The organism is Psychrobacillus sp. 05T411 (assembly GCF_056396485.1).
Window position 1 is genome coordinate 62,338 of the sequence record NZ_JBFTLO010000006.1, and the last position, 13,904, is coordinate 76,241.

At 36.7% G+C, this 13,904-nt stretch carries 15 protein-coding genes; 5 read left to right on the forward strand and 10 right to left on the reverse strand.

The window, feature by feature from the left end:
- Positions 1-31: 31 nt before the first annotated feature.
- The 3 genes from AC1DFT_RS06425 to AC1DFT_RS06435 all read right to left on the reverse strand — a co-directional run bounded on the left by AC1DFT_RS06425 (position 32) and on the right by AC1DFT_RS06435 (position 3,297).
- Positions 32-883 (reverse strand): SIR2 family NAD-dependent protein deacylase, encoded by an 852-nt coding sequence (locus tag AC1DFT_RS06425; RefSeq protein WP_477918365.1) that lies wholly within the window; start codon positions 881-883, stop codon positions 32-34.
- 77 nt (positions 884-960) lie between these two features.
- Positions 961-1,842 carry an SIR2 family NAD-dependent protein deacylase gene (locus AC1DFT_RS06430; RefSeq protein WP_477918366.1) on the reverse strand — a complete coding sequence of 294 codons (882 nt, stop codon included), beginning with the start codon at positions 1,840-1,842 and terminating at the stop codon, positions 961-963.
- A gap of 453 nt (positions 1,843-2,295) precedes the next feature.
- Positions 2,296-3,297 (reverse strand): LLM class flavin-dependent oxidoreductase, encoded by a 1,002-nt coding sequence (locus AC1DFT_RS06435; protein WP_477918367.1) that lies wholly within the window; start codon positions 3,295-3,297, stop codon positions 2,296-2,298.
- A 228-nt stretch (positions 3,298-3,525) separates the two neighbouring features.
- On the opposite strand from AC1DFT_RS06435, the gene AC1DFT_RS06440 reads away from it, so the two are divergent.
- The 3 genes from AC1DFT_RS06440 to AC1DFT_RS06450 all read left to right on the forward strand — a co-directional run bounded on the left by AC1DFT_RS06440 (position 3,526) and on the right by AC1DFT_RS06450 (position 5,758).
- Positions 3,526-3,861 (forward strand): winged helix-turn-helix transcriptional regulator, encoded by a 336-nt coding sequence (locus AC1DFT_RS06440; protein WP_477918368.1) that lies wholly within the window; start codon positions 3,526-3,528, stop codon positions 3,859-3,861.
- A gap of 222 nt (positions 3,862-4,083) precedes the next feature.
- The gene (locus AC1DFT_RS06445; RefSeq protein ID WP_477918369.1) at positions 4,084-4,536 is read left to right on the forward strand and encodes a MarR family winged helix-turn-helix transcriptional regulator; all 453 of its coding nucleotides are present in this window, start codon (positions 4,084-4,086) and stop codon (positions 4,534-4,536) included.
- Positions 4,537-4,576: 40 nt separating this feature from the next.
- Positions 4,577-5,758 (forward strand): MFS transporter, encoded by a 1,182-nt coding sequence (locus AC1DFT_RS06450; RefSeq protein ID WP_477918370.1) that lies wholly within the window; start codon positions 4,577-4,579, stop codon positions 5,756-5,758.
- Positions 5,759-5,836: 78 nt separating this feature from the next.
- Here AC1DFT_RS06450 and AC1DFT_RS06455 read toward each other — a convergent pair whose 3' ends face one another.
- Positions 5,837-6,277 (reverse strand): Lrp/AsnC family transcriptional regulator, encoded by a 441-nt coding sequence (locus AC1DFT_RS06455; RefSeq protein WP_477918371.1) that lies wholly within the window; start codon positions 6,275-6,277, stop codon positions 5,837-5,839.
- 121 nt (positions 6,278-6,398) lie between these two features.
- On the opposite strand from AC1DFT_RS06455, the gene AC1DFT_RS06460 reads away from it, so the two are divergent.
- Positions 6,399-6,950, forward strand: a complete 552-nt coding sequence (locus AC1DFT_RS06460) for a cysteine hydrolase family protein (protein ID WP_477918372.1) — start codon at positions 6,399-6,401, stop codon at positions 6,948-6,950.
- Between the two features lie 69 nt (positions 6,951-7,019).
- Here AC1DFT_RS06460 and AC1DFT_RS06465 read toward each other — a convergent pair whose 3' ends face one another.
- The 6 genes from AC1DFT_RS06465 to AC1DFT_RS06490 all read right to left on the reverse strand — a co-directional run bounded on the left by AC1DFT_RS06465 (position 7,020) and on the right by AC1DFT_RS06490 (position 12,790).
- Positions 7,020-7,604 (reverse strand): beta-class carbonic anhydrase, encoded by a 585-nt coding sequence (locus AC1DFT_RS06465; protein ID WP_477918373.1) that lies wholly within the window; start codon positions 7,602-7,604, stop codon positions 7,020-7,022.
- A 70-nt stretch (positions 7,605-7,674) separates the two neighbouring features.
- On the reverse strand, positions 7,675-8,301 hold the full coding sequence (locus AC1DFT_RS06470) for a nitrite reductase (protein ID WP_477918374.1): 627 nt from the start codon (positions 8,299-8,301) through the stop codon (positions 7,675-7,677).
- 75 nt (positions 8,302-8,376) lie between these two features.
- Positions 8,377-10,794, reverse strand: coding sequence for a heavy metal translocating P-type ATPase (locus AC1DFT_RS06475; protein ID WP_477918375.1), 2,418 nt, complete (start codon positions 10,792-10,794; stop codon positions 8,377-8,379).
- Positions 10,795-10,863: 69 nt separating this feature from the next.
- Positions 10,864-11,070 carry a copper chaperone CopZ gene (gene copZ / locus AC1DFT_RS06480; RefSeq protein WP_477918376.1) on the reverse strand — a complete coding sequence of 69 codons (207 nt, stop codon included), beginning with the start codon at positions 11,068-11,070 and terminating at the stop codon, positions 10,864-10,866.
- A gap of 104 nt (positions 11,071-11,174) precedes the next feature.
- Positions 11,175-11,507, reverse strand: coding sequence for a metal-sensitive transcriptional regulator (locus tag AC1DFT_RS06485; RefSeq protein ID WP_477918377.1), 333 nt, complete (start codon positions 11,505-11,507; stop codon positions 11,175-11,177).
- 653 nt (positions 11,508-12,160) lie between these two features.
- A complete protein-coding gene (locus AC1DFT_RS06490; protein ID WP_477918378.1) occupies positions 12,161-12,790 on the reverse strand; it encodes a homoserine/threonine efflux transporter in 630 nt (209 codons plus the stop codon).
- A 140-nt stretch (positions 12,791-12,930) separates the two neighbouring features.
- On the opposite strand from AC1DFT_RS06490, the gene AC1DFT_RS06495 reads away from it, so the two are divergent.
- On the forward strand, positions 12,931-13,758 hold the full coding sequence (locus tag AC1DFT_RS06495) for a TrmB family transcriptional regulator (RefSeq protein ID WP_477918379.1): 828 nt from the start codon (positions 12,931-12,933) through the stop codon (positions 13,756-13,758).
- Positions 13,759-13,904 lie beyond the last annotated feature (146 nt).

Consider the following 13,904-nt stretch of genomic DNA (forward strand, 5'->3'; position numbering starts at 1 on the left):
ATTCCCTCCACTATGTTTTTATTAAGGTGAATCAGGCTTGTTTTAGCTGCACTAAATGCTCTAACACTTCTGCAATATCACCGTCGACCCCAATGGATTTAGAAGCAATTACATCTGGAATATAAAGCTCGAATCCTTTATTAAAAGTAATGTAGGTCGCATTTTCCTCAACGCTAGTTAACTCCATAAGTGGGGCTTTAATCAATTGGTTTCTTGCTCCTATGCCTAATTCAAGCAGTACTAATTTCTTACCATGAGCTTTCTCGATAAAATCCTTATAAGCCTGAAAGCTGGCTAGCCATGACTCACCTCTTAGAAAATTCCGATCGACTTCGACATGAACTTGCATTGGGCCACCACATTCTGGACATTTAGGAATAAGGTTTGAAGGAACTTTTCCATTTTCTTGATTTCGGGCCATTTCGCTCAATATTTCGTCGCCTTGGTAAATTTGATTATGGCAACCATGAGAACATTGCAAATATCGACTATTGCCCTCGATTTCGAAAAGACATTCCTTTGGAAATCCTGCCAGCGTAAAATGAGAATCTGTATTAGAGGTAACTACGAAATAATTTTTATCCTTCACTAGTTCATAAAGGTTCTTCATAACCGGACTAGCTTCTTTGTTGTTTAAAAAGTAGGCGTACATACGGCTGAAAAATGCCCACTTTTCTTCCTCAGAAGGATATGGATAAAAAGCTCCCTGCAGGATGTTACGAAAACCATATTTTTCACTAAAACCACCAAAATGTTCCAGAAAAGACGAATCCTCTGAAAAAATATTAATACCTCCCGAAATGGCGAGGCCATTACTTGCGCCGATTACAATACTGTCAGCTTTCTTGATTTTGCTTAAAACTTCCTGGTACTTCTCTTCCATACGAACCTCCGCCTTCCTCTAAAATGTTGCTGAATCTATTTTGCTTATTGAATTCGTATAATGCGAAGCTGGATTGCTCAGTATTCATCCAATAAGCGAATCTCTTTTCCCTTCCCGTTCAAAGCATCTTGTAAGACACGTGCAATATCTTCTTTAATGGCAAGTCCTTTTTCACTTAACTCTTGAGGAACTACCGCATCTTTAGGATTTATTGTAATGTAGTAGGCATCCGGAAAACTGTAAGTCATATTCCAGAATGGCTCTTTAATAAACATCGGGGTCATTGTTCCAACGCCTAATTCCAGAAAAAGAATCTTTTTATCTTTGTTATTGATAAGATATTCATTGTATTTTCTTAATTCATTTCTGTAAGAGCTTCCTTCCAAAAATACATAAGAGCGCACCCATGGTTCCATTTCCTCCCCGCATTTTGGACATACTGGAACTAACTCTGTTGGAATTCTAGTTCCATCTATGTTTGCATACATATTCTCAACTTGCTCTTTATTAAAATAAACTTGATCATGGCAACGGGAGCCACATTGAAAATAACGCATATCCCCTTGAATTGGGGAGACCTTATCATCAGGGAAAGTCTTGGAAAACTGTGCGTCTTGATTCGTTGTAACAATGAAATAGTTTTTGCCTTGAAGGAGTTGCAATAAATCAAGGTAAGGGCGACCGGCTTCGGCATCATGTAAAAATTTGATTTCAGTAGCAAGAAAAGCCCATCGTTCTTCTCTTGTAGAAAAACGATAATAAAAGCCCTCAAAAAGATTTTTAATAACATATTTATCTGCAAATTTCCCAAAATGCTTCAAAAAGTTTTCATCCGTATGATAAAAGCTGTGTCCGATAGCCTCAGACATCCCAGCAGCACCACCTACCACAATCACCTCAGCTTCTTCAATTTTGTTTAGTAATATGTTTATGTTGTCTTGATATTGTTGTGATAACATAATTTATTTGTCCTCCTAAAGTTTTTTTCTAGTTGAAAAACATACACTTATATAGCATCCCTTTAAAAACAAATTGCAATCCGGATGTGTATATTTTTCCCAACCAAACCCTCTTTTACTTGGGTTCTAGTTGATTATATAGTAAGTATGAACAGACAAACAAGTATGCACTTTTTGGATATATACTATCCTAAATGATAGTGTAGTTGAAATAATTAAAAGCCTGCTTCCCAACCACGTCCTTTTATTAATAGCTTATTTTTACTTGTAAATTCGCATTTATACTTTAAACGACAAAAAAACTCTCATCCCCAAGATTATTCATCTAGAGGGCGAGAGTTATTAACTTCGTAGTACTGATATGGCAAATGAACATGTACCTGGTCTCTATTACATTTAATTCTCGAAAAGTAGTTTCAACTAATTGAGAAAAATCTAAAGGTGCTCTATTTTTTATTCAAATAACTCATCCACTACTTGTTTTAAAATCTCATAAGAATGAATTTCCTTTTTCGATTCGTAAATATTAGATATGGCAATGATTTCATCTACTTGATACGTCTGTTGGAAATCAATTAGATCCCTACGAATTGTTACTGCATCACCCATGATTGTATAACCTAGTCGATGATGGAGAATTTCTAATTCAACTTGTGATAACGATTCAAGGAAGTTTTTAGTTGGTGGAATAAGCTGACTTAAATTATTTGTATAAATATCGATATAAACCTGCAAGTGACTTGCAGAAATAAAAGTTGCCTCTTCCATAGAATCTGCTGCAATCACATTAATACAAGCTATCACATAAGGCTCTTGAAGATAAGCAGACGGTTGGAAATTTTCTCGATAAATAGCAAGCGTTTCTTCCATTGCATGAGGTGTAAATTGAGCACCAAATGCATAAGGTAGACCAAGTTTTGCAGCAATTTTAGCTGAATCCGTTGAGGAACCTAATACATAAACTGGTACATTCGTTCCAATACCTGGATAAGCGCGAACCTCTCCTTGTACATTCTCGTCCCCTACAAAACGCAAAATATCTTGTACTTCTCGTTCAAAGAAAAACACTCCATTATGATTCGAACGACGAATCACATCGGCAGTTTTTTGATCCGTTCCTGGCGCACGCCCAAGTGCTAGATCTACACGATTTGGATACAATGTTTCAAGTGTTCCAAATTGCTCAGCTACTACTAATGGGGAGTGATTTGGCAGCATAACACCTCCTGAACCTACACGAATATCCTTCGTATTTGCTAGTATATGTTGCACAATTGATACGGTGGCTGCACTTGCATAAGCGTCGTGATTATGATGCTCTGCAAACCAAATCCGTTTATAGCCCATTCTATCTACAGCTTTAGCTAATGACACTGCAGAATCAATCCCATGTTTCATTGTTTCTCCTTGTCTTAATGGAGCAACTGATAAAACAGCTATATCAAATTTCTTCATAATTTCACCTCTAAAATAATTTATCTTTCTTTTATATTAGCTTATTTCATCTGCACTAATTGTTCTAACACTTCCCAGTTCATACAAACTCTTCATAACTGGACTGACTTCCTTGTTGTATGCTGGAAACATGCTTTACTTGAATCTAAATATATTATATAGTCGGTATATCTATACAAACAAGTATGCACTTTTTAGACGCATACTATCTAGGAGGATAGTGTCATTATGAAAACATCCAAAGTTAATATCGCTGACAACCAAGAGCCATTTTTTGGCTACACTCTCTCCATCATCAGCGGTAAATGGAAACTGCTAATTATTTACCATTTATCAAAAAATGGAACAGTACGCTACAATGAACTTCAGCGCATGTTAGGAAAGATAACCTATAAAACACTCAGTACTACCTTAAAGGAAATGCAAAATGATGGCTTAGTTCATCGTGAGGAATATCCACAAATTCCCCCAAAGGTCGAATATAGCCTTACTGAAAAAGGACAAACCCTCTGGCCACTTATCCAAGAAATGTGCCAATGGGGTGAGCATAATAAAAAACAATAAAGCAAGAAAATCGGATATTTTGCATGGTTGGCTGAAACATAACTAGCAAAAAAGAAAAAATGGTTCCAATCATCGGTATTTGATGATCGGAACCATTTTTATTTGGATTATTTCCACTTTGACGTTCTTTGTGAAATGAAAAAGTTGTTGACATAAAATGTGTTAGCATATAAGATACATTTCGTTAGTTAAGTTTACTTAACCTAAAAAAAGGAGGATACTATGATTTCAGATTATCAAAAAATGTTTAAAGAACTGATTGTCGTTTTTAGTGAATATTACTTAAATTATCTTTTATATAATAAAAACGCTCAAAAGTTCAATGCTTACAATTTAACAGCACAGCAAGATACAATTTTATTTTTTGTGAAGGACAATCCTCGTATCACAGCAAATGAAATTGCCCATAAATTCGCGATTTCTAAAAGTGCTGTAAGCCAAGTATTATCGAAGCTCGAAGCTCGAAATTTTATCAAACGTGAGGCCAACCCAAATAATCATCGCGAGTTCTTCATCGTATTAGCAAAGGAAGGTCTCGCTTATCAGGCATTAAGCGAAGATGCAGATAAAGAATTTATGACAAAGCACTTCGCTGACATCGATTTAGAACAATTGCAAAATGTATTACAAACAATGAAGAAAGTGAATGCATCCATTTCATCCTCCAACAAATAGGACCGTGAATTGTTTGACAATTAAATAGAGGAAATCAATTATGAATCGAAAAGAAAAAGTGTCTATTGCACTTGCATTATCTAGTTTATTTATTGCTTTTGTGGGGATGGGACTTGCCGCACCAGTTATGCCATCGATTGCGAAGGATTTAAGATTAAGTGGTGCCATTGTCGGTTACTTGTTCGCTGCGATGGCTTTTGCACAGTTTCTGGCTTCCCCTTTTACAGGTGTATGGGTCGATTCAATCGGCCGTAAAAAAATGATGGTCATCGGTCTTTTGTTATTTTCATTTTCAGAGGCACTGTTTGGCTTTTCAAATGAAACATGGCTATTATTTGCCAGCCGTCTACTTGGCGGTGTAGGTGCCGCCTTCATTATGCCAGCTGTTGTTACGTATATTGCCGATAAAACGACGCTAGCAAATCGTGCAAAAGCGTTAGGCTACCAATCGGCTGCGATTAGTTTAGGATTTATAATTGGACCAGGAATTGGTGGATTTATTGCAGAGTTCGGGATACGCGCACCGTTCTTCTTTGCTGCTGCCATATCATTGATTACTGCCATTGTTATTTTCCTTATATTAGACGATTCTATTTCAACAGAGCAGCTACAAAAAAATCGAGCATCCGCTGTACGACCAGCGTTTATTCAGGAGTTTAAAAAATCTTTTCAGCCACAGTACTTCACACCACTATTGGTCGTGTTCGTACTAGCCTTTGGACTTGCCGTTTATGAAATGATGTTTAGCTTATTCGTTGACGAAAAGCTTGGCTTTACGGTCCGTGATATTTCAATCATTATTACAGTCGGCTCAATCGCTGGGGTTGTCGCTCAGATTTTATTCTTTGATAAGCTGGTCAATGTAATTGGCGAACGAATGCTGATAAATCTCACCTTACTATCTTCCGCTATTTTTATCTTTATTTCGATTTTAATAGACGGTTACTGGACGATGATTGTCATTACGAGCATTGTATTTTTCTCAGGTGATATTTTACGCCCTGCTGTGACATCCTTTTTATCAAAAATCGCTGGGAAAAACCAGGGTTATATTGCGGGTATGAACTCTGCTTACACTAGCCTAGGTATCATAATAGGACCAATTATTGGCGGTATTTTATTTGATATCAACATCAATATGCCCTATGTATTTGCCGCAGTTGTGCTTGTCATCGCGTTTGTTATTTCAAGTGCAAAATTAAAGACGCCTCCCCTCAATTAAACCAACATAAAAAATTCACTATCTCATTTGATAGTGAATTTTTATTTTACATTCAAATCACTGGCCCTAATCATTTTGTCATCTAGCAATCAATGGACTCTGTTGTTTGACCTCTTTTATAGATAAATGTACAGTGTAATTCCCGTAGTCAAGAATTTTATCCAGAAAAAGATTCAATTTTTCTTGCGAGTTAACTTTTATTTTTAAATGATAACAGCCTTCTCCCGATACGCGGTGAACTTCCACTACCTCATTCCAATCATTCATTAATCGGATAAACGAATCATGGTCTGTTGTTTTCATGTAAATAACGACAAATGCTGTAAAGTTCAGTCCTAATTTCATTTCATCAACTACTAAAGAGTAGGCTTTAATGACACCATTTTCCTCCAGTTTTTTTATACGATTCCCTACCGCTTGTCCCGTCATATGAATCTGTTCACCTAGGTCTTTCCATTGAATACGTGAATTTTCGGATAATATCCGAAGAATCTGAAAATCTATATTATCAAGTTCCATATTAAATTCCTTTCACCATGAAATTTTTGGAGATAAAAGCGTTTCGCCAACTTATCGATTAAAATCACTATATGTTCTATGATTATAGTGTAACAAAATACTTTCAATGAGGTGGAGAATAATGAGCACAGCTTTAATTATTGTAGATATTCAAAACGACTATTTCCCGAATGGAAATATGGAATTAGTCAATCCAGATAAAGCGACTGCGAATGCTGCGAAAGTGCTTGAATCTTTTAGAAAGAACAACAATGATAACATTTTTCATGTTCAACATATCGCAGCTGATCCAGCATTAGGATTTTTCCTTCCGGATACGGAGGGCGCTGAAATACATGAAACTGTTCAACCATTGGAAAATGAAAGTATTATCATTAAACATTTCCCAAACAGCTTTTTACAGACTGATTTAGAAAGCAAATTACGAGAAAATGGCGTAACTAAGGTAGTAGTTGTAGGCATGATGACACATATGTGCATTGATGCAACTGTCAGAGCTGCAGTGGATCTAGGCTTTGAAACTACACTTATTGAAGATGCATGTGCAACACTTGACCTATCTTATGAAGGTAAGGTCGTGCCAGCTGAACAAGTTCATTATGCGTTTGTCGGTGCGCTTAACGGTATGTATTGTGCTGTAACTTCTGCTGAAGATTTTCTACAAAAAAACTAACAAATCATAAAGAACATATAAATGTAAAAGGCTGGCCAGATGTTATTTTTTCTGGACAGTCTTTTTTTATTAGGCTTTATTTGGTTGTTCGATATAAGCATTGCCATCTGATAATAAATCAAGTTGTCCTGTTTTGGGATCCATAACTAGACCATGTACAGGAATTGTTTTTGCTATTAATGGGTGATTACGGACAACATCACAACTCTTTAACACACTCGTTTTTACATCACCGAAGCCTCGTAGCCAACTTTTAATATCATGCGAAGAATATTTTAATACATCAAATGTTTCATCCGAAATACCGCGTTCTTTCATATGTTCAATCATAATATCCGGATCCACTGCGCTCATGCCACAATCATAGTGACCGACAATGAACACTTCCTCTGCTTTTAGTTCGTAAAGTGCAACGAGTATACTGCGCATAATACTACCAAATGGATGATTTACGATAGCTCCTGCACTTTTCACAATTTTTACGTCACCATTACGAAGATTCATAGACTTTGGTAAAAGTTCGACAAGGCGTGAATCCATACAAGATAATACTACTAGCTTTTTATTTGGATATTTCGTTGTAATGTAGGGCTCATACCCTTTTTCTTCCACAAACTGACCATTGAATTCTAAAATATCTGTTAGTAAAGTCATATTATTCCCCCTATTCTCACTATTGTAGACCAAATAGTTTGAATGTAAAGTATATATAATGCATTAATTCTTACAGAAAATCATTTTTTAAGTTTTCAAATCCAATACGATTAATAAATTTAAATAATGGTTCTCTCTTTTTTCCTTGTTCAGCATAAATATGAATGATTTTTTCGACAGCATCATACAGTTTTTCAGGGGTTAGCTGCTCCATCAATAGAGTACCTACTTGAGCATCCTTTCCTTTTGCCTTTCCGCCAATATATAAATCATAACCATTTTTTACTTTCATTACGCCGATATCATTTACTAGAGGTTCACCACATCCAACCGGACATCCTGTGTAAGCTGGGCGAAGTGTAAGGGGAACTGCTTTTCCTGCTATTCGCTTATTTAGTTCGATGGCTACAGGCATTCCTTCTTCTTCTGAACCTTTACAAAAGTGGCAGGTTCTTAAGCTTTTCACAAAATTTCCTACTGGATAAGTGGACAATCCCACTTCCTTAAATCTTTCTTTGACGAATCTCACTTTACTTTCAAGTACCTCAATGTAAAGTTGTTGAAAAGTGGTCAACTCCAGTTCATCATTATCGCTCATATACTCCACAATGACAGCCAGTTGCTTTGCATTTAATTTTGCACCAAATGAAATGCCGCCATTTACAGCCAATTTAACCTTTTTCTCTGGTTGATTCATTTGATTCCTCCATCGAAATTAATCATATGCAACTATAGAGTAAACCGCCTAGTTTGCCCTATAGTTGAAATCTATTTACTTATCTAATTTAACTCTTTGTAAACGTAATGCGTTTAATACGACCGACACAGAACTAAATGCCATCGCTGCACCTGCAACCCAAGGAGCTAGTAACCCGATAGCTGCAATCGGAATACCGAGTGTATTGTAGCCAAATGCCCAGAATAAGTTTTGCTTAATATTGCGCATTGTTTTACGACTCATAATGATTGCGTCAGCAATACTATTTAAATCTCCGCGAATTAGTGTTACATCGGCGGCTTCCATCGCTACGTCAGTCCCTGTTCCAATAGCCATCCCGATATCAGCTGTAGCTAGTGCTGGCGCGTCATTAATACCGTCTCCGACCATCGCTACTTTTCTACCAGTTGCTTGCAGTTTCTTCACTTCTTCTGCTTTACCTTCCGGAAGAACTTCCGCAATAACTGCATCAACACCTACTTCTTTTCCGATGGCTTGTGCTGTTCGCTCATTATCACCAGTCATCATGATGACCTTGATACCCATCTCTTTTAGGCGACGTATGGCTTGTGCTGAAGTATCTTTAATCGTATCCGCTACAGCAACTAGCCCTACGTATTGTCCATTAATTCCAGCTAGCATCGCAGTTTTACCGTCGCTTTCCAATTTTTCCATTGCTGGAAGAACTGCTGTAATGTCGATGCCGTATTGTTGCATGAGTTTCCGCGTTCCAATGACAACGCCTTGACCCGAAACCGTTGCTTGCACACCGTAACCTGGAATCGCTTCGAAGAATTGGACGTCCCCAAGTTCGATGCCTTTCTCTTGGATGCCTTGAACGATTGCTTGTGCTAATGGGTGCTCAGATTGTTTTTCTGCGGCACCAATCAATGATAAGAATTTTTCTTCGTCTTGATTATCTACTACTAAAACATCTGTTAAAACAGGTTTACCATGTGTTACAGTACCTGTTTTATCAACTACAACTGTATCAATACTTTGCGTTTGTTCTAAGTGCTCCCCGCCTTTGAATAAAATACCGAACTCAGCTGCACGACCAGAGCCCGCCATAATGGACGTTGGCGTAGCCAAACCTAGTGCACATGGACAAGCAATAACCAGCACCGCTATCAACACTTCAAGTGCAGGCGTAAACTCACCTGGTTGAACCCAGATAATCCATACTAGGAAGGTAAGGATAGCAATCCCTATTACAATCGGTACAAAAATACCTGAAATTTGGTCTGCCATACGTTGGATCGGCGCTTTTGATCCTTGTGCATCTTCTACTACTTTAATAATTTGGGCTAACGCTGTGTCACGACCAACTTTTGTTGCTGTCATTTTGATGAAACCATTTTTGTTAATCGTCGAACCATATAAGACATCACCGCTCTTTTTATCCACTGGTAGACTTTCGCCTGTTAACATGGATTCATCAACGGCTGATGTACCCTCTAACACTTCTCCATCAACTGGTATTTTTTCACCTGGTTTGACTAAAACGGTATCCCCTATCACTACTTCTTCTAATGGTATCTCCTTCTCCATACCGTCACGTAATACGATTGCTGTTTTTGCTTGAAGCCCCATTAACTTTTTAATGGCTTCAGATGAACGGCCTTTAGCTTTTGCCTCAAATAATTTACCTAAAACAATGAGTGTAATCAGTACCGCACTCGTTTCAAAATATAGGTGCGGACTGTGATTTGTCCCAGCTGTAATAATCGCCTGATACACACTATAAAAATAGGCTGCAGAAGTACCCATTACAACAAGTACATCCATATTGGCACTGCCATTCCGTAGTGTTTTGTATGCACCGACATAAAACTGTTTTCCGATAATAAATTGTACTGGTGTTGCTAAAATTAATTGTATCCATGGATTCATTAAGAAGTCAGGTACATATAAAAACGATGTAAAGGAAAAATGCCCTACCATCGTCCATAGTAAAGGTAAGGATAAAATAGCCGAAATAATGAATTTACGTTTCTGATCTTTAATAGCCTTTTCACGGTAGTCTACTTGTTCTTTATCCTCTTGCTTTTGATGTGCACCGTAACCAAGCTTCTCTACCTTGGCAATAATGTCTGCAATTGTTACTTCTGATGGATTAAATTCGATTGTTGCTTTTTCAAGCGCTAAATTGACGTTCGCAAATGCAACACCTTCTATTTTATTTAACCCTTTTTCAATACGAGTAGAACACGCCGCACAAGTCATTCCGGTAATATCAAATTCTGCTTTTTGTTTCACAACACCGTAACCAAGTGCTTCTATTTTCTTTTCCAAATCGGCTTCACTCAGTTTGGACGGGTCATATTTAATCGATGACTTTTCTAATGCTAAATTGACGGTGGCATGCTCTACACCTTCCATTTTGTTTAAACCTTTTTCAATACGAGTCGCGCATGCAGCACAAGTCATTCCTGTAATTTGTAAACTTGATTCTTTTACTTCTATACTCACGATGTTTACCTCCTCATACCTATTAGGGGTATGTTTTATTGAAAATGAGAGAGTGCTTAAAAAGCACTCTTATTCTACTTCATATCCTTGATCTTCAATCGCTTCTTTAATTTTTTCTAGTGATACTTGCGCTTCATCGAATGCTACCTCTACTTTTGCATCCGCTAAGTTTACCTTTACTTGTTCTACTCCTGCTAATTCACCAACGCTTCCCTCGACTGCATTCACACAATGACCACATGACATACCTTGTACCTCTAAAGTTATATTTTTCATGTTTTTTCTCTCCTTTAATTTTATTTTAATTTCGCTCATTATACGCTATAGGGGTATATTTAAGTTAAAAAAATATTTTACAATTTCTTGTTAATCATATTTTTTTATTTTTTCATCATCTTTTGAATTGTCACAACTAATTCGTCTAATACTTCCTCATCACCTTCTGAAAGACGATCTACGACACACCCTTTTAGATGACCCTCCAAAAGAATTTTGGCTACACTATTTAAAGCAGATTGCGTAGCAGACAATTGAGTGATTACATCATCACAGTAAACGTCTTTATCTATCATTCCTTTAATACCGCGAATTTGACCTTCGATACGATTTAATCGAGTCGTTAAATTCTTTTTTACATGGTCCGGATGATGACTTTTTCGGCACGAGGTAACATCTTCTGTATGGCAAGCTACTTCATTCACTAAGTTTTCCATCAGCTTAACCTCCTATCTTGATTCCACTTTACCATACCCACTAAGGGTATGTAAAGTAATAAGTTTCATTATTTAATTTTGTCATTTTTATAGCGATGATTGTTCTTTACACCAAGAACAAAAGTGCAAACACCCATCTTTCCTGCAATATAATAAATGTGAACTACGAAGGGCATGGTGCACATTTTATAGATAATTCGCTGATGGGATCTCCTTCCTAAACCATAGGAAATTGCCTATTTAGCAGTGTCTACTTGCTAGAAAGCACTGTTTATAATACTTTTATATCCAAAAAACGGAAGAGGGCAACAGATCGGTCGTTGAGAGCAACCAATTCTATTCCTAAAGCAACCAGATCCGCATGAGAGCAACCAAATTGTAGGTGAAAGCAACCAATTCTTAAAATAACTCTTTACTTGGATTGAGACAACTATGACTACGACGCACTTTCCCCTATTATGTACAATATAAAAAATGTCATACTTTAAGTCACCTGAAAAAAGTTGGCCACTTGTCTAAATTTTATAATCTTCTCGGAAGTAAAAAAGTAAACATTCTAAGCTAGCGTCCATTTAAGCAAGGCGATTGCGATAATAAACAGAAAAAACCGTTCAATTATCTGAACGGCGAGAATCTATTTATAATAGCTGAAGTTAAATTCCTGTTTTCACACCAAAACCTATTAAAACTAAGCCCGTTGATTTTTGGAATACCTTCTGAAATTTTGGATTGTTCAACCACTTTTTGGCGTAATCTATTAGATGAACAAGAAATAGAAACCATATTACAGCGAATAAGGTTAGAATGAAGGCCAATACAACCAATTGCTGTTTTACATTTCCGTCCAAATTGATAAATTGCGGCATGATTGTTATATAAACTAAAACAGTCTTTGGATTAAGAATATTATTCAGTAAAGCTTGCATAAAGGAACTTTTATTATGCTGATTTGAATATTCCGTAGGTGTATTTGCTTGAGATTGAATTTCATTTAAAGAAAACACGCTTTTAGCAAAAAAGCTTCTTATCCCTAAATAAATTAAGTAAGCGGCTCCCAAATATTTGATGATACTGAAAAGAATAACTGACTTTGCAATAACAACAGATAATCCAAGGATCGCAATCAATGTCCAAAATGAAAGCCCCATTGCCATTCCAAGAACCGTGTAACGCCCAGCTTTTGGTCCATAGTTTAGCGTATTTTTTACAAGTAACATAGTGTCTGCCCCCGGTATAATAACCATCATTGCCGCTATTGAGATGTAAGTTAGTAAATTATCCATCCTGATTTCTCTCCCCCTTTTAATAGTGACTACACAAGTAACTACTCATCTAAATATATCAGATACGCTTGGATAAAATCAATGGACTTTGCTAATATATTAGTTACAAAGGTAGCGACTAAATTTATATAGGAGGATTTATGAAAGAAAACATTTTAGACGTATTAAAAAATCTAAACTTTACGGAATATGAAGCGAAAGCATATCTTACCCTATTGGAAGAATCCCCATTAACCGGTTATGCGGTAGCTAAAAATTCCGGAGTGCCACGCTCAAGAATATATGAAGTTCTAGACAGTCTCGTCATGCGCGGCGATATTTTAGTTAGCCTTGGAAATACACCACAATATACGCCAGTCCCTGCAAAAGAACTAATAAAAAATCGCCGAATAAAAGCAGAGGAGAACTTTGAACTGGCAGAGAAATCATTAAAAAAGTTTGAAAACTCTGCGAGTGACCGTGAAAATATTTGGAATATCACGGGACGCAATGAAATACTTGATAAAGTAAAAACTTGTATATTAGCTGCAAATAAAAGAATTCTTTTAGAGATTTGGAAAGAAGAATATGAAGAATTGGAGCCTGAACTTAGACAGGCAGCAAATAGAGGTGTCAATGTAACGATTATTGCTTACGGGGATATCATCTCCGATTTTGCTACTGTTTATTTGCATTATATGGGTCATGAAATTACAGAAGAGTACGGTGGACAATGGCTTGTTTTTAGTGGTGATGATTCAGAGGTAGTAGCAGGAATCGTCTCGCTGGGTAAGGATAGCCGTGCAGCATGGACAATGCATGTAGGTTTAGTAATGCCAATTACAGAAGTCATGATTCATGATTTGTATCTCATGGAAATTATGGAGAAGCATAGAGAGCTTTTAGAAGAAAGTTTCGGGGAAAACCTCATCCATTTACGTCGCAAGTTTTCGATTCATCCAGACTTTAAAAAGCATTATGTAAAATAAACGTTTACCTAAGTCATTCAGAACTTTTCATTAACCAACTACATTAGAAAACTGTTCGAATTTATGCGTTAATAAATGAAGATTTATTTTATATCCAATTTGAAAAATCTACATGGACTCAACAAACCTCATTTAAATTTATTAAA

Bases quoted from the DNA above. Each gene is read 5' to 3' on its own strand.
- AC1DFT_RS06435 (WP_477918367.1), bottom strand. From the start codon at position 3,297: ATGAAGAAATTTGATATAGCTGTTTTATCAGTTGCTCCATTAAGACAA.
- AC1DFT_RS06430 (WP_477918366.1), bottom strand. From the start codon at position 1,842: ATGTTATCACAACAATATCAAGACAACATAAACATATTACTAAACAAA.
- AC1DFT_RS06425 (WP_477918365.1), bottom strand. From the start codon at position 883: ATGGAAGAGAAGTACCAGGAAGTTTTAAGCAAAATCAAGAAAGCTGAC.
- AC1DFT_RS06485 (WP_477918377.1), bottom strand. From the start codon at position 11,507: ATGGAAAACTTAGTGAATGAAGTAGCTTGCCATACAGAAGATGTTACC.
- copZ (WP_477918376.1), bottom strand. From the start codon at position 11,070: ATGAAAAATATAACTTTAGAGGTACAAGGTATGTCATGTGGTCATTGT.
- AC1DFT_RS06460 (WP_477918372.1), top strand. From the start codon at position 6,399: ATGAGCACAGCTTTAATTATTGTAGATATTCAAAACGACTATTTCCCG.
- AC1DFT_RS06470 (WP_477918374.1), bottom strand. From the start codon at position 8,301: ATGAATCAACCAGAGAAAAAGGTTAAATTGGCTGTAAATGGCGGCATT.
- AC1DFT_RS06440 (WP_477918368.1), top strand. From the start codon at position 3,526: ATGAAAACATCCAAAGTTAATATCGCTGACAACCAAGAGCCATTTTTT.
- AC1DFT_RS06490 (WP_477918378.1), bottom strand. From the start codon at position 12,790: ATGGATAATTTACTAACTTACATCTCAATAGCGGCAATGATGGTTATT.
- AC1DFT_RS06445 (WP_477918369.1), top strand. From the start codon at position 4,084: ATGATTTCAGATTATCAAAAAATGTTTAAAGAACTGATTGTCGTTTTT.
- AC1DFT_RS06450 (WP_477918370.1), top strand. From the start codon at position 4,577: ATGAATCGAAAAGAAAAAGTGTCTATTGCACTTGCATTATCTAGTTTA.
- AC1DFT_RS06455 (WP_477918371.1), bottom strand. From the start codon at position 6,277: ATGGAACTTGATAATATAGATTTTCAGATTCTTCGGATATTATCCGAA.
- AC1DFT_RS06465 (WP_477918373.1), bottom strand. From the start codon at position 7,604: ATGACTTTACTAACAGATATTTTAGAATTCAATGGTCAGTTTGTGGAA.
- AC1DFT_RS06495 (WP_477918379.1), top strand. From the start codon at position 12,931: ATGAAAGAAAACATTTTAGACGTATTAAAAAATCTAAACTTTACGGAA.